The 19,796-nt window shown below is 56.2% G+C and carries 12 protein-coding genes and 2 tRNA genes; 7 read left to right on the top strand and 7 right to left on the bottom strand.

What is annotated here, in order from left to right:
- Positions 1–110 precede the first annotated feature (110 nt).
- The 3 genes from ABEA92_RS03100 to ABEA92_RS03090 all read left to right on the top strand — a co-directional run bounded on the left by ABEA92_RS03100 (position 111) and on the right by ABEA92_RS03090 (position 6,472).
- Positions 111–2,384 carry a hypothetical protein gene (locus ABEA92_RS03100; RefSeq protein WP_345682325.1) on the top strand — a complete coding sequence of 758 codons (2,274 nt, stop codon included), beginning with the start codon at positions 111–113 and terminating at the stop codon, positions 2,382–2,384.
- A gap of 5 nt (positions 2,385–2,389) precedes the next feature.
- Positions 2,390–3,385, top strand: coding sequence for a YhdH/YhfP family quinone oxidoreductase (locus ABEA92_RS03095; RefSeq protein ID WP_345682324.1), 996 nt, complete (start codon positions 2,390–2,392; stop codon positions 3,383–3,385).
- A gap of 99 nt (positions 3,386–3,484) precedes the next feature.
- Complete coding sequence (locus tag ABEA92_RS03090) at positions 3,485–6,472, top strand: choice-of-anchor Q domain-containing protein (RefSeq protein WP_345682323.1); 2,988 nt, start codon at positions 3,485–3,487, stop codon at positions 6,470–6,472.
- Between the two features lie 94 nt (positions 6,473–6,566).
- Here the strand turns inward: ABEA92_RS03090 and ABEA92_RS03085 are convergent, their stop codons facing one another.
- The 4 genes from ABEA92_RS03085 to ABEA92_RS03070 form a co-directional block, all read right to left on the bottom strand.
- The gene (locus ABEA92_RS03085) at positions 6,567–8,039 is read right to left on the bottom strand and encodes a DUF1501 domain-containing protein (protein WP_345682322.1); all 1,473 of its coding nucleotides are present in this window, start codon (positions 8,037–8,039) and stop codon (positions 6,567–6,569) included.
- Positions 8,040–8,046: 7 nt separating this feature from the next.
- Positions 8,047–11,073 carry a DUF1549 domain-containing protein gene (locus ABEA92_RS03080; RefSeq protein ID WP_345682321.1) on the bottom strand — a complete coding sequence of 1,009 codons (3,027 nt, stop codon included), beginning with the start codon at positions 11,071–11,073 and terminating at the stop codon, positions 8,047–8,049.
- A gap of 230 nt (positions 11,074–11,303) precedes the next feature.
- Complete coding sequence (locus tag ABEA92_RS03075) at positions 11,304–13,022, bottom strand: DEAD/DEAH box helicase (protein WP_345682320.1); 1,719 nt, start codon at positions 13,020–13,022, stop codon at positions 11,304–11,306.
- Between the two features lie 160 nt (positions 13,023–13,182).
- The gene (locus tag ABEA92_RS03070) at positions 13,183–13,716 is read right to left on the bottom strand and encodes a hypothetical protein (RefSeq protein ID WP_345682319.1); all 534 of its coding nucleotides are present in this window, start codon (positions 13,714–13,716) and stop codon (positions 13,183–13,185) included.
- A 613-nt stretch (positions 13,717–14,329) separates the two neighbouring features.
- Between ABEA92_RS03070 and ABEA92_RS03065 the strand changes: the two genes are divergently transcribed.
- Complete coding sequence (locus ABEA92_RS03065; RefSeq protein ID WP_345682318.1) at positions 14,330–14,785, top strand: hypothetical protein; 456 nt, start codon at positions 14,330–14,332, stop codon at positions 14,783–14,785.
- Between the two features lie 55 nt (positions 14,786–14,840).
- On the opposite strand, the gene ABEA92_RS03060 is transcribed toward ABEA92_RS03065, so the two are convergent.
- Both ABEA92_RS03060 and ABEA92_RS03055 read right to left on the bottom strand, forming a co-directional pair.
- Entirely contained in the window at positions 14,841–15,401 is a 561-nt protein-coding gene (locus ABEA92_RS03060) for an NUDIX hydrolase (RefSeq protein WP_345682317.1), read from the bottom strand.
- 200 nt (positions 15,402–15,601) lie between these two features.
- Positions 15,602–16,039, bottom strand: a complete 438-nt coding sequence (locus ABEA92_RS03055; RefSeq protein WP_345682316.1) for a DUF2203 domain-containing protein — start codon at positions 16,037–16,039, stop codon at positions 15,602–15,604.
- A 625-nt stretch (positions 16,040–16,664) separates the two neighbouring features.
- On the opposite strand from ABEA92_RS03055, the gene csrA reads away from it, so the two are divergent.
- The 3 genes from csrA (at position 16,665) to ABEA92_RS03040 (ending at position 17,927) form a co-directional block, all read left to right on the top strand.
- Positions 16,665–16,859, top strand: coding sequence for a carbon storage regulator CsrA (gene csrA, locus ABEA92_RS03050; RefSeq protein ID WP_339940282.1), 195 nt, complete (start codon positions 16,665–16,667; stop codon positions 16,857–16,859).
- A gap of 695 nt (positions 16,860–17,554) precedes the next feature.
- A tRNA-Glu gene (locus ABEA92_RS03045) sits at positions 17,555–17,627 on the top strand.
- Between the two features lie 229 nt (positions 17,628–17,856).
- A tRNA-Gln gene (locus ABEA92_RS03040) sits at positions 17,857–17,927 on the top strand.
- Between the two features lie 284 nt (positions 17,928–18,211).
- On the opposite strand, the gene ABEA92_RS03035 is transcribed toward ABEA92_RS03040, so the two are convergent.
- Complete coding sequence (locus tag ABEA92_RS03035; protein ID WP_345682315.1) at positions 18,212–19,762, bottom strand: arylsulfatase; 1,551 nt, start codon at positions 19,760–19,762, stop codon at positions 18,212–18,214.
- Positions 19,763–19,796: the final 34 nt, after the last annotated feature.

The following is a 19,796-nucleotide window of genomic DNA, read 5'->3' as shown; positions in this document are numbered from 1 at the left end:
CTCTCGACGCGATATCGCAACGATCAAAACCAAGCCCACCTTTTTCCCCCTCGATTGGCTTTGAAGCAAATCATGCCGTACATTGAATCCTGAAAAATCACGATTCTGGAATGTCCGACACAACTCCTTCACGCGGATTTATCGGCACAACCGGACGCGAAGGTTTGGTTATTCCGGCAGATACGCTCAGGAAAAATTTTCCGGTCAATATCAAAAATTGCTATCATCGGCCTTCGCCTGGGCCGCCCCTTTACCAAGGTCCATCCAGCCCGGTGAAGCAGGCCGGTGAAGTATCGATCACCGAAAAGGCGGTTGTCGACATGAGTCATCTCCCTGCTGCGGATTGCGAATCGGTTCGCAATCTCCTGTTGCGTCTCGGACCGCCGCCGACGGATATCGCCCAGCTGTGGTGCGAACAAGCCCGAGCGATCGCCGATGACATCGCGTCGCGTACCGGCCAACCGCTGCCCCCAATCGATCTGGCGGATTGGTTGGTCGATGAACATGGCACGGTCGGCGTTCGCGCAAGTCCATCGACTCGGGATCAATCCGCAGCGGTCGATTCGGTATCCCCCAAGTCCGTTGCGGATGTGGACACGATCAACCAGCAGCGGCTCGCCGATTTTCGCAACCAGATCCGCGGCGGGATCACGTTGCCGCCAACGACACACGACCAACCAACAGCGTTTGGATCGCTGCGATCGAGCGAGGACGCTGCCGATGACGACACAGAGCGTTACTTGGCGATCGAACAGCACTGCTTGCCGATCGAAAACTGCGACGAGGCTGATGTCGCGTTATCGGCGACCGAGCCAAATCAACGACGACGTCGCCGGTCGGCCTCGCCCGAGCGTCTTGCCGTCGCCGCGGCGATCGCCATCGTGGTGCTCGGGTCGAGTTGGTGGTTGGCAAGCCGTTCGTCGTTCCTGGCGGGGGCCCCCAATGACATCTCGCCCGACACCAACTCATCAAACACAAAGTCATCCGGCCCGTCCGACGCGACTGGATCAAACTCACGCGGTCGATCCTCTGCCGCCGTTGCCTCCGGCAGCGCAAGTAACGCACTGGAAACGTTGCCGGCGCAGACACTCGAGTCGTTTAGCATGACCGATCCATCGCTTGATGCTGAGCCCTCACTGCCGGATTCCTTACTGCCTGATTCCTCGCTGGCGGATGCCTCGTTGCGAGTTCCTTTCGATTCGTTGGTTCCCGAGATGATTCCATCGAGTCTCGAAACGTCGCCGGCGTTCGGCGACGCGGCGGCGGTATCATCAAAACTGGATTCCGAAGCCGAGCTTACCGAGAGGACAGCGGTCGATGGATCGTCACTGCCGGTCCTTGGTGGTGAAAACGATGAGGCCACGGTGGACGCATTGGCAACCCATCCCGAAACCGAAGCCCCCGAGTCACCGCAACGAGTGCGGACGGTCAAAGTGCAATCGCTGCAATTGCCGGCGGTGCAGCAGACTGCGGTCACGCAACCGATCGGGGATTGGCCCGCCAACGATGCGGTCCTGGATCGTCTGTCGCTCGAGTTTCCGCTGCCGATACCGATCGCCATGAAACGCAGTCCGGCGGCTTCGGGGCATCCCGACGCAGTACTGGACCTTCACGACACTCGCAGTGAAACCTTACTGGCTTCGTTTTGTCGCGATTCAGCAGGACTCGCGTTTCAATGGCATGAAACTGCCAAGTCGAGTTCTCAATCCGGTCTGCTGCTGCATGGTCGATTGCGAGATGCAACGGGCAATGTGATTTATTTTCGCCCGCGGATCGAGGCGGACCCATGGCCGCTATCGTTTGATCAATCGGATTTTCATCCCAGCTGGGAATTGGGTGGATTGCTGCCGGCAAAGGTTGCAAGGCTAGTTATTGAATTTGAGCTGCCCGAAGAGATCGAAGAGGCATGGATCGAACCGATTGATTCGGCTTCGCCGCGTCGGACCAGCGGGATTGCGGTGTTGACACTCAAAGACAACGAGAACGTGCGAGTCGGGCTGCGGTTTGACGTCAAATGTACCACCAAGTTAGCGTGTCAGATTCGTATCGCCGGGCGATTGGACCCGGGTTTTGCTTGGCAGACGTTTACCGAAACGGGGCTCGCGAATTTTGCCAACACGTTACTTGGCCAAGCGGACCTCGCGGAGCAGCAGATTGCCAACGTCGAAGCGATTTACGATCGTGCTGGAACCGATGCGCGGCGAATCCTGCGGCCTCGCCGGACTGCGATCAAGTCTCACGCGGAACAATTGGCTGAGTTGTCACGAAGGATTGCTGAATTGCAATCTTTGGTGGCTCTGTTACAAACGTCGGCAAAGCTTCGGTTTCACGTGTCCGTCCAGTGGTCCGATGGCGAACAAATCATATTAACGCAAAAGGAGTAGAGAAGATGCGATGTTTCTGGGTCGAGAAAAACGAATCGGGAGAAGTGAGTGCCTCGCTTACCGAGCAACCGACCTCGATTTTGGACGCGGCGGTAACGGCGTCGCCACGGATTCGAGTCCAGGTTGAATACTCGTCACTAAACTACAAAGACGCATTGGCGGCGACAGGGCACCCTGGGATCGTTCGCAAGTTCCCGCACATCCCTGGCATTGATGCGGCTGGCCGGGTGATTCAAAGCGAGGATGATTCGTTCCAACCCGGTGACGCGGTGATCGTAACCGGAAACCAATTGGGAGTGACACATTTCGGAGCCTGGGCCGAACAGATCGACGTCCCTGGTTCGTGGGCCGTGCCGCTGCCTGATTCGTTGACGCCTGTGCAGGCGATGGCGCTGGGCACCGCTGGATTCACAGCGGCTCAGTGTGTGGGCGGCTTGATCGACCACGGTGTCACGCCCGAATCGGGTTCGGTAGTGGTGACCGGAGCGACCGGCGGTGTCGCGAGTCTGGCGATCTCGCTGCTGGTGAAATTGGGTTACACCGTTATCGCGGTGACAGGAAAAGAAAGCGAGCATGCGAATTTGAAGCGGCGGGGTGTCGACACCGTTCTTTCTCGCGACGAGTTTGTAGACGAAAGCAAACGGCCGCTCTTGAGTGCCGCCTACGCCGGAGCGGTCGACACGGTGGGCGGGAAAATGTTGGAAACGCTGCTGCGAACCACGTCGTACCGCGGCTGCATCGCGGCCTGTGGACTGACCGGCGGACACGAACTGCATACCACCGTCTATCCATTCCTGCTGCGTGGAATCACGTTGTGTGGAATCGATTCCGCGATGTGTCCGATGCCCGAACGACAAAAAATATGGCAGCGTTTGGCAGGCCCGTGGAAACTTGATGACCTCGATTCGCTGACGCATGTTCACCCCATGGACGAACTGGCTTCGCTCGTCGAGACCATCTTGGCGGGAGAAATGGTTGGCCGGGCGGTTGTGGAAATTTAGTCTCGCAAATCGACTCGCGAAACTCGATCAAGTTTGCCTTGCTGCTTTCCAAGTTCGGCTATCGCATTCCCCACGCGAATCGGCCACAATGTCGATCTTATGAATTGGCCCTTGCAACTGTTGACGAATTACAAACCGTGGCGCCGACGATTCCGATCGGGGGCCGGGGCGATCGTGTCGCGTACGAGACAAAACAGTCGCCTTCGCCGATTGGTTCACGAGTCGCTCGAAACGCGACCGATGATGGCAGGTTTGATGCCGTCGCCGAGTCCGGTCGATGCAGTAGCCGGCGGATCAAGTGATGTCGTCATTCAGGTTACTGAGAACTCAGTGGTCACGGCGAACTCAGAAGTGGACGGCCGCGCGACTGTGTTGCCATCCTTGTCCATCAATCGGTGGATGGTCACCACGCTCGAGGACAAATGGGATGTCGATGCCTTGGGCTCGGATCCGTCGAACCTTAGCTTGCGTGAAGCGATTGAATTGGCAAACGCAAGTATCGGCAGCGATCGCATCGAATTCGATCCGTCATTGTCGCTAGGCGTAATCGAGTTGACGCTGGGCGAATTGGTCATCCGCGACGACTTGCAGTTGGTGGGACTCGGGGCGTCGCGTTTGTCGATCGATGGCCTAGGGAATTCACGGCTGTTTACCATCAACGACGGCGATGCAAACCGATCGATCGACGTGGAAATTCGCGATCTTCAACTGACTGGCGGTCATGCAAGTGGAACGGGCGTTTCGGGTAGTGGGGGCGCGATTTGGTCAGCGGAAAATTTGACGCTTCAGCAGAGTCGCGTCACGGGGAACACCGCTGATACACTCGGCGGCGGAGTCTATTCGGCATCCCGCAGCCAAACGGTGATCCAAAATAGTACTTTGGACCATAACCAAGCCGCATTTGGTGGCGGAGCGATGCTCAGCAATCAAAGCCGAATTCAACAGAGTACGATCTCGGGTAATCAAGCGACCTCCGACGGCGGTGGATTGTTGTTATTCACCGGAGCGTCCGAGATTCTGCAGAGCACGATTTCGGGAAACACGGCCGACGGTCATGGCGGTGGCATCGTCGCGGCCTACACGGTGACGACGATGACTCATTCGATTGTCGCCGGAAACGATTCGTTAGCGAACAACGATTTGTCGACACTCGGCGGTGCGTTTAACGGTTCCTTCAATCTGATCGGCGATCCTGCGTCGGCCGCAGGGCTGCTGCATGGACGTGATTCGAATATCGTGGGGCAGCCCACACCGCAGGGGCGAGGCGAGATTCCGATCTCGACGATATTGAAGCCGTTGGCAATGAACGGTGGCCCGACTCCGACGCACGCGTTGGCTCCACTGTCGCTGGCGATCGACGCAGGCGATTTGAGTTCGCCTGCGTTTGAAACGTCCGATCAACGTGGAAGTTTGTACGTTCGTAACATCGGAGGCCGTGTTGATATTGGAGCCTACGAACGGCAGAGCGAAAATGATTTGGTTGTGATCGTCACCACCACGGAAGACCAAGCGGACTCGGATCCTAGCGGTGCTGCGAATTTGGAAATGAGTCTACGTGAAGCCATCGAGTTGGCAAACACGACGCCAGGGGAATTTGAAGTGCGGTTTGCTTCGTCGCTTGACTCGCCGCTACAAATTCGGCTTGGTGAAATCGAAATTCGCGACGATCTTGTCTTCGCCGGCAACGGATCGGAGGTGACGGTCATCGATGCGGCCGGGACAAGTCGTCTATTCTCGCTCGCCGAGCCCGGCGTTCACGTGAATTTTCAATCGGTGACGTTGACCGGAGGCAAGGCCGATCACGGTGGTGCGATCTTTGCCGATGACGCTCACATCCGGATGCACGACTCGGTGATCACGGGAAATGTCGCCACGAACCAAGGAGGGGCGATCGTATTGAATCAGGGAGCGTTGACGCTGACTCGTAGCGAGGTCATCGGCAACCACGCCGGCGTCTCCGCAGGCGGGATCGCTGGCGACGACGTTGCGGTGACGCTGATCCAAAGTACGGTGGCGTCCAACGTCAGTTCACTCGGCAAAGGATTCTTCGTCACTCGCGAGCACGATGGGCTTCGTTTTCAAAGCACGCCGCTCGAGACGCCATCGACCCGAGACGGGATCGTGATCCAAAGCGGAGCCGTGTGGGTGCTTGGCACCGGCGAAGATGAAACCTTCCGGCTGGACTTCGATCCTGCGTCGCTTGTCGATTCGATCGACCTTCGCTTCGATGGCGTTGCTGGTCGAAACACGCTTCAGTTTCTGACATCGACGACACCGGCTTGGTTGACGGAGGATCTGTATCAAACCAGCAATTTTGGCGTCATCCAACTTGCCGAAGACGCGGCGAGTGATCTGTTTATCGATGCCGATGCGGTGTCACGTTTGTCGCCTCATGATGAGTTGATCCAGGTGGGCAGTTTCGCGGGCGGCACACTTCGGCTTAGCGATCCTGCGGCTTGGCGGATGGGACCTGCACGCGGTCGCAATGGAGTGTTTCTGAGATCGCTTGTGGATGATCGCGATCCGGTTCCGCGCGTCATCGAAACGGGATTGCCATTGCCATGGCAAAATCTGATTCGCAAAACCGACACGAATAATGACGGAGCCATAACCGCCGCGGACGCATTGTTGGTGATCAATGAACTCGATTCAAAATCCTATTCACTCGACGACGGGCGATTGCAGAATCCGCTTGCCACCACCCATTGGCCCAACCGTTATTTTGACGTCAACGGCGACGAATTGGTGACCGCATTGGATGCGTTGCAGGTGATCAATGCATTAGCACGATTCGATAGCGGACCTGATCTGAACGTTGCGGTCACCACCGCCGTTTTCGGAGCGGATTCGGCGGATTCACGTGTGCTCGCCGAGGGCGAGAACGAGAACGAGGGGGGATTCGAAAGCCACGTGACAACGTTACCGCGGGGCACATCACACTTAAAATGGCGAGCCGCTGAAACGATTTTGCCACGACTAGGCACACAAACGGTGATTGTAGCGGACGCCGACGCGGATGATGACGGCGAAACCCAAGCACCACTGGACTCCTTCTTTGCCGCCACCGAAGCGTTCGATTTGCTTTAAATTTGGTCGCAGGTTTACGCCTGCGTCACCTTTGATCGCCAGTCGAATTTGATTGGTGTGGGACGTGCATCTGGGGTTCTGCTTCATCCGGGGTTCAACTGGCCAAGATCTTCGTAAGCACGTGCCCGTGGACGTCCGTCAAACGGCGATCGATCCCATTGTTTCGCACCGCCAAACGCGTGTGGTCGATTCCCAATTGATGCAGGATCGTGGCGTAGATGTCATAGACTTCGGTACGGTTTGTACTTGATTGCGGTTTGTAGCCCCATTCATCACTCGGGCCGTAGCTGCCGCCTTGGATACCGCCTCCGCACAACCAATTGGTAAACACGAATGGGTTGTGGTCGCGACCTTTGCTGCCTTGAGAACAGGGCATCCGTCCGAATTCGGTGGTCCACAGGATGATGGTATCCTCGAGCATCCCTCGCTGCTGGAGATCTTTGATCAGTGCGGCGGCTCCGGTCGCCATCCCGCGTGCCAATGGCTCGTGGTCACGTTGGACGTTTTCGTGGCTGTCCCAATTGCGACGTGGGTGCCCGTTGTCATTGCCGCTCCACACCTGCACAAAGCGGACGCCTCGCTCGAGCAATCGACGAGCGACCAAGCACTTGCGTCCGAAAAACTCCGTCTCGGCCCGAGTGTTGATGACCGAATCATCGATTCGGGATCCTTCCGTAGCGAGCCCGTACAGGTCGCGGATGTATTGTGGTTCGGATGAAATATCGAGTGCATCGGTGGCACTGATCTGCATTGCCGCGGCCAACTCGTACGATCGCACTCGCGCGGCAAGCCGATCATCGTCAGCCCGTTGTTCCGCGTAGCCCTGGTTCAGTTTGCGAAGCGTTTCCAGCCCGGCGACTTCATTTTCGGTCGTGATGAAATCACTGGCGGGAGCAAACAAGTCACGAATCGGCGTCTCGTTGCCAGGGCGGATCACGGTGCCTTGATGCTCGGCCGATAAAAACGCATTGGCCCAGTTCTTGGCTCCGTTGGATGCCAATCCGCGGTGGTCAGGCAAGACGACAAAGGCGGGAAGGTTCTCATTCTCACTTCCCAGCCCGTAGGAGATCCACGAGCCTGCACTTGGAAATCCCGGCAATTGAAAACCGGTGGTCTGCAGCAGCGTCGCTTGGCTGTGGACACCCGTTTTTGCGACCACGTTGTGAATGAACGCGATCTTGTCGACCACGTCACCCAGCGGCGCGACGATGTCGCTGAGCATCTTGCCCGATTCGCCATAGGGTTTGAATTGCCAAGGACTTGCCATGCATGCCCCTGGCGTGCTTTGGAACAATTCGACCTGTTCGCCCGGATCCCAAGGCTTGCCATTTTGCTTGTTCAGCAGCGGCTTGTAATCGAACGTGTCCACATGGCTGGCGGCACCGGCCATGAACAACTGGATCACGCGTTTCGCACGCGGAGGATGATGCAGACGCTGCGCCCGTCGATCGGATGCGGCATCAACGCGATCACGCGAAAGCAGATCGGCAAATGCAATGCCCGCCAAGCTCGACATCCCATTTGCAATCCATGATCGTCGCGATTGCGGTGTTCGCAGGTGGTTCATCGGCGTGTTACTCAATATAGACAAATTGACTGGTGTTCAGCAGTACTCTCGCTAGCGTCGCTATGCCGTGGGTCTGCATCAAATCACGCAGCATCGTTCGTTCTTCGTCATCGGGGACTCGGCCCCATGTCAATTGACAGGCAAAATCAATTCGCTCGTTTGCGGTGTTGGACGGGGACGCGGTTTTCAGTCGTGCTGCAAATTGTTTCGACATTGCCTCGGTCAAACGATGATTCCACTGCGTCAGCGCTTGAAGTGCCGTGGTCGATTCATCCCGCTGCGGGACACTGATCGAAGGATCGGCACAATCGAGTGTCGTCATCATCGGCTGGGGCTGGCTGCGAACGACAAAGCGATAGATGCTGCGACGATGCGACTGGGGGTCATGGGGATCGTGAAGGTGGTATTGGTAGTGCGGAGAATGTTCTGGTTTCTCGATTACAAAATCTTGGAAACTCGGGCCTCCACGTTCGTCCACTCGCAACACGCCGCTGACCGAAAGCAGAGAATCGCGATACTCTTCGGCCGTCATGCGTCGACGATTGGATCGCCACAGCAGCGTATTGTTTGAATCGATCGCGGCGTTGTGTTTGTCCTCCGCGCTCGATCGGCGGTACGCACCGCTGGTGACCAACAATCGCACGATCGCCTTGATCGATTGTTGCGGATCATCGCGTAGCCGAGCGGCCAAATAATCGAGCAGCTGCGGATGCGTCGGCAGCGTTCCCATACGGCCAAAATCGTTCGGGGTGCTGACCAAGGCTTGGCCAAACACCCATTGCCAGACGCGGTTGGCCATACTTCGCCACACCAGCGGATTCTCACGCGAGGTCAGGTAGCGAGCCAAACCTGCTCGCAATACGGATTCGGTATTGCCACTGGCGATCCAGCCCTCGGCGGATTCATGCTCCCACAGCACGGGGAAACCGGCTGCAACACGCTCCCCCGGGGATCGCAAGTCACCGCGATGCAGCAAGTGGATGGGGCGAGGTTTGCCCTCGGTGGGTTTGAATTTTCCTTGAACCTCAAAGTGAGTCGCGGCGGCGTAAACCTTGGCACCGACCGGGAATTGGCTGAGTTGCCTTTGCAGGTCGCTCAGTGATTGCCCCATGCTGGTCAATTGTGATTCAAAGCGGGAGACGTCCATGGCTTGTAGACGCTCGGATCGGTCCCGTTGCAATTGGATCAGCGTTGCAATCGCCTGTTCGCCTTTGACGCGGCGATAAACAATGCCGTCGGTCAGGTTCTTGACACTCCATCTTGGTTCGGCTTCGATGCTGTCAAGCGAACTGACCGCCGCCTGCAACGCCACATTCTCGCCCGACTCGGAATCCAACGCTTCGATTTCCCCCAAGGCAAAAATGAAATCGTCGCGTCGTGGTGACAACTTGGTTGCGGTCACACGCAGGAATCGAAAGGAGTCACCCGCCGTTTCAGCCACGATTTGCTCGAGTTTGGGATTTGCTTGGTCCTCGTGGCTGGCGTCCATGACACAGCGTGTCGATGCATCCGAGAATCGCTCGTCGTTGGAAACTTCGATACGGTAGCGAAGTGGAAATCCAAACCCTGCTCCGATTGCGTTGTAACGGTCAAAGGCGGGCGTCAACCGGATCATCGCGATGGCACGAGGTTTCCCGAGATCAAGTTGGACCCATTTGGTCGTGTTTGGGGCGGACGCTATTTTGCTGTGGTAACCGTACGCAACGGATGGTTCGATACCGTGTTGTTGAATCAAGTCGTCGATGCGGCGGTCCAGCGTTCCGGTACGCTCGCTGATCACGCGATCTCGCTCTGCTTGAACCGTGCGATGCTGTTTTTCCAAGCTTGCAATTTGTTCGGTCAACTGACGTCGTTGTTGTTCCTGTTCAGCTGACAATCCGGCATACACGCGATCGGCTCGGTCGATCCCAGCGAACACCGCATGCAAGCGATAGTAATTGTCCGACCGAATTGGATCGAATTTGTGATGATGACACTGGGCACATTGAACTGTCGTGCTCATGAAGACGTTGAATACGGCGGACACCATCTCGTCGCGGTCGAGATGTTTGGCGATCCGCCCGTCGAGCTTTTCTTCGCCGACCTCGGTGTGCCCGATGAAATCCCAGGGGCCGGCGGCGAGAAATCCCAGGCCGATCATTCCATCCGCTTCGCCTGGGAACAATGCGTCTCCGGCGACTTGTTCCTGCACAAACCGCCCATACGGTTTGTCGTCATTGAAACTGCGAATGACATAATCGCGATAGGGCCACGCGTTGGTTCGTGGTTTGTCCTTGTCGTATCCATGTGTTTCGGCATAGCGGGCAAGGTCCAACCAATGCTGCCCCCACTTTTCACCGAAACCAGGCGAATCAAGCAGACGATCCACCAGCGTGGTGTAGGCGGTTTCGGGATTGGACTTTACGTCTTGCAAATACGTACGGATCTCAGCCGGTGTTGGCGGCAGTCCGGTCAAATCATAGTGCAGTCGGCGGACCAGCGTTGCTGGATCGGCGATGTCGACGGGCCGCAGATCGTTTGCGGTCAACTTTGCGTCGATCAGTGTGTCGATTGGATGCGTGTGGTCGTTCTCGTCGATTTTTACAGCGGCCAACGGCCGGAGCGACCACCAATTACGATCAGAAATCGACGGTTCGCTCAGCGTCACACCCTCGGGCCAAATCACGCCAGCGGTGATCCATCGCTGGATGACATCGATCTGGGGCTGCGAAAGCGGCGGCGCGTCCTGAGGCATTTCCGCAGTGCCATCGACCGGTGTGATCAATTCCAGCAGGCGACTGGAATCGGCGGGGTCTGTTGAAATTACACCGCTGTCGATCAAGTCCGTTGCGGTGGCCAGCGAAACGTCACCCTTGCGATCGACGTCGTTGTGACAATTCAGACAATGTTGTTGCAGAATCGGCGCGACGTCGCTGGCAAAGTCCACGTGGGCAGCGTTGGCGGCCAGCGGTGGTGCCGCGGAAACGGAATCGCCGCATGCCAGTGTGATCACGATCCATGCCAGTGCGATCCATTGCAAAAGAAAAAGGATCACTGGTTTGTCGATGGCGCGACATCGTGATAGGTAGGCTGCGGGAAGCACGTGACACGCTTTCCTGAACGCGGGCGGGGCGGCAGCGACGGCGACGCGAACGTGGCGGCAAACATGGCAACGAACGTGGGCCCTCGCAGGTGAGGTGCTGCCAGTATAGCAGGAACTCGGTGCGCCCGAGCGGTTTGTCGCTGCCACACTGCCGCCGGTCAAGCAGACACCGCTCTATCGAATCACGCGACCTTTTTGCCACACGGAGCACGCAAATCGAACAGACCAAAGATCTCTTCACGACTTAGCCCGCCAGCCGCCACGGGGCCGCCCTGTTCGGAAAACAGCGTATCAAACATTTCGCGTTTCTGGTCCAGCACCGCCGCGATCCGCTGTTCGATCGTGTTCATTGCCAACATTCGCGTCACCGTCACGGCGCCTCTGGCACCGATCCGATGCGCTCGGTTGATTGCTTGGTCTTCGATCGCCGGGTTCCACCATCGGTCAAACAGGAAAACGTATTCACAGAACTGCAGGTTCAACCCTACGCTGCCCGCACCATAGCTCATCAAGATCACGTGGCTGTCGGGATCGTTTTTGAATTTGTCGATCACCCCTTCGCGTTGCTTGTGCGGCACTCGGCCGTGATACTCGAGTGGCCCAAATTTTTCGAGTGCCGGTTTCATCTGATCAATGCTATTGACCCATTGGCTAAACACGATCGCCTTCTTCCCGCTCGCGGCGACCTCTTCCATGTCGGCGACCAAACGTTCCAGCTTGGTACTGCTGCCCGAGACCGGATCGAAATTGCAGATCTGTTTTAATCTTAGCACCAACTCGAACACGTGCTGGATCGTCAACATCTCGTCAAGTTTTTCCAGCTGAATCACTCCTTCGGATTCCGCCTGCTCGTACGTCGACCACTGCTCGGGCGTGAGGTCTAACTCGGCGTCGCGATACAGTTTCGGCGGCATATCGTCGAGCACCATGTCTTTGGTGCGACGCAGGATGTACTCACGCGAGGCCGCTGCCATCTGGGGCATCGGCATGCCGATTTGTAGAAATCCCGGTGACAGGAACTCGAAAATCCCCACCAGATCGTCGGGCGAATTTTCTACCGGGGTTCCGGTCAGTGCCCACGATCGAGTTCGCGGGATCGCTTTGACGATCTCGCTGGTCGTGCTGTTGCGGTTCTTGATCCGCTGTGCCTCGTCCAGTGCGACCAGGTCGAAATGCAATCCGCTATCGAGCACCGTTTCTTTGTCGCGCATCAACAATTCGTAATTCGCAACCTTCACTGGAACCTCAGGCGAACGCCACTGGAATTCGCGTTTCGCCGCGTTGCCTTCGATGGCCACCACGGGAATCTCGGGAGCCCAAACGCGGAACTCTTTCAGCCAATTCGAAACCAACGGCTTTGGGCATACCAGCAACACGCTACGCACTTCGCCGCTGCACAGCAGCAAACGAATCGTGCTGATCGCTTGCATCGTTTTTCCCAGCCCCATCTCGTCGGCCAACACGCAGGCGAATCGGGGGAACAAGAACGCGATCCCATCCAATTGGTAAGGGAACGGTTCAAAAGGAAAATTCAATTGGCCGCTGCCGACCAATAAATCCAACGGCGGTTGCAGCAAGTAGTACAGCCGGTCTTGAAGTTTAACGACGTCGTTAGGCGGTTTGATGCGGTGGCGTTTACGATCAACCTTGGGTTTCTTTTTTGTTGCATCGGCGATCTTGATGCTGTGCGATTCATTGCCCGGTGCCGCAGGCTTGGCGTTGGGCGGGATCCACTGGTTCGCTTCGGGGAACAAAAAACCCGTGACGCGGGCGGTCAATGGCGAGACCCGGATCGGTAGCGACCGCGGTTCGATGGCGTCGAGCGTTAGTTCATAAGTGCCCGTAGGAACAAGATCGCTCTGACACCAACTGGCTTGCGAGTTAATCTCGACGTTCAACATAGAAGAGCTTTGTGTCCGTTAGGTCGTAGCAAAAGCCGTCAAGACTTTCGCAATCGTCGGTTGGGTCGTAGCGGAAGTCGTCAAGACTTTCGTGCGGTTTACTCATCGCATTCCAAACCCACGCCTTCCGCTACCGAAAGGTCTTTCTTGGATCGCCGCGTTAGGCCGCACGTGCAATCTGCGATTGAGCCTCGCGGATCGCTTCACGAATTCGCTCGAACGGTTCGATCGCATCGGGCATGTCTTCGAAGTGTTGGGCCAATGACTCAACCGCACTGACTCGTTCCAGTGGCACGTGCAGCGTGGCGTTGACCAACACCACTTGGGACGCTCCAGTCAGCATGTCGCTGGTGATCGGTCCCTCGTCGCTTTCGGCCGCTTCGGAAACAAGGGCGACCGGCACATTGCCTTGCGTGTTCAGCGAAAGCGATTCGATTTGGTCGCAGCACAACAGTGACAGCGGGGTGCGGCACTTGCTGACCAGCATCGGACCGATCACTTCGCCGATCAAATGGTCACGCATCGTGGTCCCGAACAAAATTTCGTGGGCCCGAGACGGACGAACGGGCAAGGTGCACTGAAACTCGACCGGGCGACCGCTGCGATTCAAAATCAACAACCCTCCGGTCCAACCGGTGCGGTCGTCTTGAACCACCGTAAAGTATCCAATCGTCGGGTTGGTCGGATCGGGCATTCAGTTCTTAGCGGGGGTTGCGAGGTTCTGGGACTGGTCAATAACGGACGAGATGTTGCCGTTGGCGGCTAGCGGTAGCGATCGGGCCACGGCGGCCGCAGCGCGGGGGCGGTCTCGTCAGGACGCCACTCCACCGCATCGGGACGACTGTTTTCAGCGTCACGACGCAACGGGATTCTCGGAGTGGCGGATCCCTAGCGAACTCATCGGCGTTCGGGTCCTGCCGACTTTAACGGTTGGATCTGTAATTTGGGCTGCTGGTAATCCAGGCGGTTGGTGAGGTCAAGGTGATTTAGGGGGATCGGTCGTGAAGTTCACCGCCTCGATTAGAAATTTCGATTGTCAGCACGGTTTGCTCGACAACTCCATTTTTTGCTGGTTATACTCGGGGCAATCATCATGCCACGACAATGAATGCAAGCACGCTAGCCCCGCAGCGTCCGCGGTTAAAAAATACGTCCGCGGCTAGAAATATTTGTTCGACCCATTTGCTTTCGGGCCATTCGTTTTCGGGCAATTTTATTGACGCACCGTGACCACGGCCTTGCGGTCGTGTTTTGCAGTGTTCGATGACTTTATCGCCCTCGCAGTTAACGCAATAGGAAACCACGCCATGTCTTACGACCAGGAACCTGCCTCACCGATGTTCCGTATTGACGTTTCTCCCGAATCAGGATCCGACGCTTCGATCTCCGAGAGCCGTTTGACCATTGAATTGTTGCGTCAATTGGTGGCGAGCCAGAATCAACAGAACCGTTTGCTGCAGGATTTGATCCAGCAAAACGCCGCGATCCAAAAGCAACGTGCCGGCGAGTTGCAGCAGTGGAAAGATTCCAATCCCGAATTGTCACGTGCCTGCCGTCAGGCGGCTGAAACGTTAAGCCGAGTGCAAACCGGTTTCTTGGATAGTTTGACCGAAGAGATCCTGGAAAACGAAGATCATTTGATGGAAGGCGAGTTCATGCTCAACGAATTCGTCGATCGCTTCGGTCCTCGCTTGGCTCATCTCAATGGCGTGCTGCAAGTGCTGGCACAACTGGGCACCGGGCAACCGATCCAAAACTCCTAAGCCAACCGGCCCGCATTCACATTGCAGGCGGCAAGATAAAACGATCAAGCAAAACTCAGTTCGAGTTTTGCTTTTCGGTTAAGCACGTTCCCGCCAAAAACGCATACAGTCCGACCAGCGTTTTGGCATCTCGAATTCGCCCTTCGGCGATCCAGCCGCGAACCTCTTCGCGAGTGGCAATGCGATTTTGAATTTGTTCAGTCGCTTCGCGTGCATGTTCGCCCCGCGTTAAATCGCGAGCCACGTACAGCAACATCAGCTCGTCACTGATTCCTGGTGCTGAATAAAATTCATGCACCAAGCTGACCGATTTCGCATGGTAGCCGGTTTCTTCGATTAGTTCGCGAAACGCGGTTTGTTCGGCTGGTTCGTCGGATTCGCGAGTGCCCGCGGGCAGTTCCAACAAGGTTTCGCCGACGGTGGGGCGATGGTTTTCAATCATCACCAAGGTGTCATCATCGAGTAGCGGCAAGATGACCACCGCACCCGGGTGACGAACCACTTCGCGAACATAGGTCTTACCATCACTACCCACGATCGACATCGCGTGGACATTAAACCGGGCGCCTCGAAGCACGACCGATTCTTCGGGTTTTGCAGGATCGGCGTGATTCATCGTGCTGAGCTTGTCTCGCGGAGTTGTGTTGCTTGAGAAAACAGGCGTGGAACCGAGCGGGAATCACCCCCCCCCAATGTCGTCTACCTTTGGCACAATACGGATGGCATTGGGCTTAACGCTCGCCCGCGTTTTCACGATTGGAATCGATTTACCAGCGGGGGGAGTCTATTGGCACGATTAAACCGCAGGCATTCTCATCACAGGCACTTTTCGGTGCCCAAGGTTTTTCGGGGCAACGGGCGTCGCTGTACTGGCGTTTGGCCTGGGTCGTGCCAGTAGTCGACGGAATCTTCACCAAGCGACCAGCATAGGCAGGCGGGTTGGCGATTGACGATAGTTGGGAAATCGATGATCCCATTGAGGGGCAAATGGGGTGTCACCCCAAGTTCGCTTAGTTCGACCAGGCATCGTTCCAATTTCGCTTCTTCATCGGCCAAGCTGACGCGAATGTCATGCACCTCATCACGATAGGACGGGTGGTCCATCCGCTCGGCTAAGCGATCGATTCCCGCGATTTGGTCGCGCTGCCGTTCGATCGAATGGCTCAGCTGCAAGGCATCTCGTAGGATGATCCGCAGCAGAGGCAGCATTTCGGTGGCGGCTTCGGGAGTGAACATCTTGCCTCGAGGGGACATCGAATCATCGTTGCTAGGAAGGGCATGAACCATTTCGTTTGAACCGATCACGAGGAATGAGGTGCCTGCGATTTCAGTGAAAGTCTCGAAATTGTCTCAAGAAGTCACGCTGCTTCGCAACTCACACAGAGGTGTCTACCTAACAGTACGACGAACGAAAAGCCCTAATGGTTCCGGGAGGTCCAAAAACGCCGCCGTGGGAAATTTCTTAAAACAGAAGAGGCAATGTCGCCAGAAATGCTTGTTTTGGGGCGTTTGAGCAACTTTGGGGCCGAATTCAGGCCCACGCCGAAGCGGGCTGCAAGCCCTCTGGGAGGGCGAAAGGTCAAAAATCGGGCTTTGTCAAGGCATAATTCCTTGACTGATGCTATTTTTGACTTAGAGTTCATTGTGTCAGGAAAGCGGGCGTACACGGAGCGATCCTGCGGACACAACCGGCCTACGTGCGATGATCATAGTCATTGAGATTAGGAAACGGGATCGCCGAAGCACCCAGCTTCATTTGCCTCGACTCCTATCTATGGCACTGTGTCTAAACGCATTGTGTTAACAACGCTGTGTGCATCGGGACTGTAGGCGAATTAAGTTTGAAGAATCAGGGCCGGTTAGGAAAGGACTGGAATCAATGTTAGTTTTATCAAGAAAGAAAAACGAGAGCATCGTTATCAACAACGATATCCGAATCGTGGTTGTCGAGATCCGTGGGGACAAAGTCCGTTTGGGCGTCGAAGCCCCACGTGAGGTGCCCGTTCATCGTCGCGAAGTCTATGATGCGATCCAGCGTAGTTTGGAAGCAGGGGATACCCCTGTGGAATCGTAGTGGGATTGGGTGAGGTCCCATGCCCCCCTGGGACTCGCCTCGCACCCCCTTCTTTTCTAGCTGCATCTGCCTGCCTGCTACTTTGCTCGCGATCGTTGGATCTTGCGGGCTTTCTTCTCTTTTTTTTGCGGATCAAGCTCTCGAGCCCCGTTCTGGACTTCGAGCTTTCCTCGGCCGCCCGCGTTTGTGCTCCCTCGCCCCTTTCGTCGGCCGTCATCTTGATGGCTTGATTGAAGAATCGATTTCGCGTCGCATTGCCACCGATGGCCGTTCGCTTGGGCGATGATCTTTTTGGGCGATTGGTTTGCGGTCGATGGTTTGATCGCGAGCTGATTTGGTCGGTCGGGCGCGATGATTGTGCTCGTTCCCTCGGCGCGGTTGACGCCGACGTGCATTCTTCATGCCGCCGCACGGTTCTAGCGGCGGGATCCGTCGCTTTTCGAGAGGGGGTTTTTGCCGAGCCTTGGCTACGAGTCCCCAAAATCCATCATCGGAAAGCAAAAAGCGAACAAAAAGTTTTTGGCTTAAACCCCGTGTTTTATGGCAAGCTTGGACTTTTTTCGGCCGAGAATGAATATCAAGGGAAGTGAACCCTTGACGAGAGTTAGTGGTCTTAGCTAAAAACTCTCTCACAGTGATCAACGCGTTGCGGAGATCGTCAGACGCCTCACGGCAACGACGTTTCCACAATTCATGGCCCCTTCGTCTAGCGGTCCAGGACACCGCCCTTTCACGGCGGTAACACGGGTTCGAGTCCCGTAGGGGTCACTGATACACATGAAACCCTGTGGTGAGAGCAAACGCTCGCAGCCGCGGGGTTTTTTCGTTGTCATGATTCTTGTTGCCAAGATTTCGGCATCAAGAACTGATGGCACGAAGCAAACGATTCAGAAGCAAGGAAGCAAAGTCGTCCCTAAAAATTTTTGGACGAACCTCAAAAGAGCAACTCAGCTCCTCTTCTGAATCGAGCAAACTATTGCTAAACTAAGCGAAGTTCTACCCCGTGGTGTAATGGTAACACTACTGATTTTGGTTCAGTCATTCAAGGTTCGAGTCCTTGCGGGGTAGCTTAGCGGCAAGCCAGCCAAAGCCGATTGAAGACATTCCCACTTAGGTGCGGGGTTTTCTTCAATCGGCTTTTTTTGTGTCTCCACGCATCCGCAATTGTGTCTCGTTGCGACGCTCGCCTGAGTGTGGATGATTGTCTCGAAACCACGAGTCACCACCTTCTGACGATGGTAGCTGCGAGACTACGCTTTACAGCAATACGGATAGACGATCCTTGCTCGCTTGCCATTGAGTTGCTCACGTCGCCGCCAGGATGGTTTCATTTTCGACGACGATTGACGCGGTCACTTGCCTTTCGAGCCGGTTTTATTTTTGAGTCCGGTTTGCATCGCCCAAGCCTCCCATGCCTCGGCTAAACGCTGGGTGAGTTCTGTCTGGGTGTCGGCGAGGTCGGTCGTCTCGCAACGATCGTTTGCGAGGTTATAGAGCTGCCACGCTTTGCCGTTTTTGGGCCAGACGACTTTCCAATCTCCCTCTCGGAGTGCTCGACTACCGGACCATTCCCAGGCGAGTTGTTGGTGCGGTTCACGTTGCTCTCCCATCAAAATAGGCAGCATGCTTTTGCCCTCGACTGGAAGGATCTCGTGGCCTCGATACGTGCGTGGATATTGGCCGCCTGCGATCTCCAGCAAGGTAGGCATCATGTCGACGATGTGAGCTGGTTGGCGAGTGATCGAACCCGCCTGAATTCGCCCAGGCCACCACGCGATACACGGCGTCAAAATGCCTCCCTCGTAAGCGCTGCTTTTGTGTTTCTTGAACGGCGCATTTTGGGCCCAGCCCCATGCCGGTCCGACCGCCGCGTAGAAATCCTTGGGCCCGGGAACGATTTCCGGGCTGCGGCCACCAGGCTCCTCTGCGCATCCACCGTTGTCCGACAGGAACAGAACGACGGTATTGTCTGCAACCCCTTCGCTTTCGAGCGACTCAAGCAAGCGACCGATGTTTTGATCCATGGCATCGATCATGGCGGCGTACACCGCCATCCGAGCGTCCTCGTGATCGTGATTGGCCGAGTCCCAGTCGTAGGCGTGTTCATCGATACCACTGAGCTGCCACGATTCGGTCGCCAGCCCCATCTCGCGTTGCCGCTGCCACCGCTGTTTCCGTAAATTTAGCCAGCCTCCGAGCTCCTTGTACTTGCCCCGATACTTGGCGATGTCCTCGGTCTTCGCATGCAACGGGTAGTGCGGCGCCGTGTAAGTTAGGTGAATCAAAAACGGTGCCTCGTTTGCGGCAAACTTCTTCACGCAATCGATGGCATGCTCGGTAAAAGCATCCGTGGTGTAGAAGTCTTTGGGAAACGAAGTGATCAATTGGTCGTTCTGGCCAAACTTTCGGACCTTGCCGTTCTTGTAGGGTGGATCGGGGATCGAAGGATCGAAGAAGTTGCAGCAACCGTCCAGCAGGCCATAGAACTCGTCAAATCCTCGATGAAACGGATGAGTTGTCTTTTGACTGCCAAGGTGCCACTTCCCGCTCAAGGCCGTCTGGTAGCCTGCCAATTTCAACGCCTCGCCGAGCGTGACCATATCGGTTCGCAGCAAATCACGCTGGTCGCGGCGGGGGTACAAGCCGGTCAGAATCGATGCGCGAGTCGTTGTGCATTTGGCATTGTTGTAAAACTGAGTGAACCGCATCCCCTCGGCTGCCAAGCGATCCAGATGGGGCGTTTCCACTTCGCCTCCGTAACAACCGATGTCGGACCAACCCATGTCGTCGCACATGATCAACACGATGTTGGGACGGCGATCGGGATCGTCGGCAGCTCCCGACCTAACACCGGCAACAAACACGGTCCAAACCGCGAGCAAGTAAATCAAACGTTTCGTCATCGCAGACTCTCGTTCCTGTAGAGTGACAAGATGG

The organism is Novipirellula caenicola, from assembly GCF_039545035.1.
Taxonomy (GTDB): domain Bacteria; phylum Planctomycetota; class Planctomycetia; order Pirellulales; family Pirellulaceae; genus Novipirellula; species Novipirellula caenicola.
Note: the sequence above shows the minus strand (reverse complement) of the source record. Positions and strands in the feature narration are given on the sequence as shown.

Coding starts and splice junctions, on each gene's coding strand:
- csrA (WP_339940282.1), top strand. CDS start 16,665: ATGTTAGTTTTATCAAGAAAGAAAAACGAGAGCATCGTTATCAACAAC.
- ABEA92_RS03095 (WP_345682324.1), top strand. CDS start 2,390: ATGCGATGTTTCTGGGTCGAGAAAAACGAATCGGGAGAAGTGAGTGCC.
- ABEA92_RS03055 (WP_345682316.1), bottom strand. CDS start 16,039: ATGTCCCCTCGAGGCAAGATGTTCACTCCCGAAGCCGCCACCGAAATG.
- ABEA92_RS03085 (WP_345682322.1), bottom strand. CDS start 8,039: ATGAACCACCTGCGAACACCGCAATCGCGACGATCATGGATTGCAAAT.
- ABEA92_RS03060 (WP_345682317.1), bottom strand. CDS start 15,401: ATGAATCACGCCGATCCTGCAAAACCCGAAGAATCGGTCGTGCTTCGA.
- ABEA92_RS03035 (WP_345682315.1), bottom strand. CDS start 19,762: ATGACGAAACGTTTGATTTACTTGCTCGCGGTTTGGACCGTGTTTGTT.
- ABEA92_RS03065 (WP_345682318.1), top strand. CDS start 14,330: ATGTCTTACGACCAGGAACCTGCCTCACCGATGTTCCGTATTGACGTT.
- ABEA92_RS03075 (WP_345682320.1), bottom strand. CDS start 13,022: ATGTTGAACGTCGAGATTAACTCGCAAGCCAGTTGGTGTCAGAGCGAT.
- ABEA92_RS03070 (WP_345682319.1), bottom strand. CDS start 13,716: ATGCCCGATCCGACCAACCCGACGATTGGATACTTTACGGTGGTTCAA.
- ABEA92_RS03090 (WP_345682323.1), top strand. CDS start 3,485: ATGAATTGGCCCTTGCAACTGTTGACGAATTACAAACCGTGGCGCCGA.
- ABEA92_RS03100 (WP_345682325.1), top strand. CDS start 111: ATGTCCGACACAACTCCTTCACGCGGATTTATCGGCACAACCGGACGC.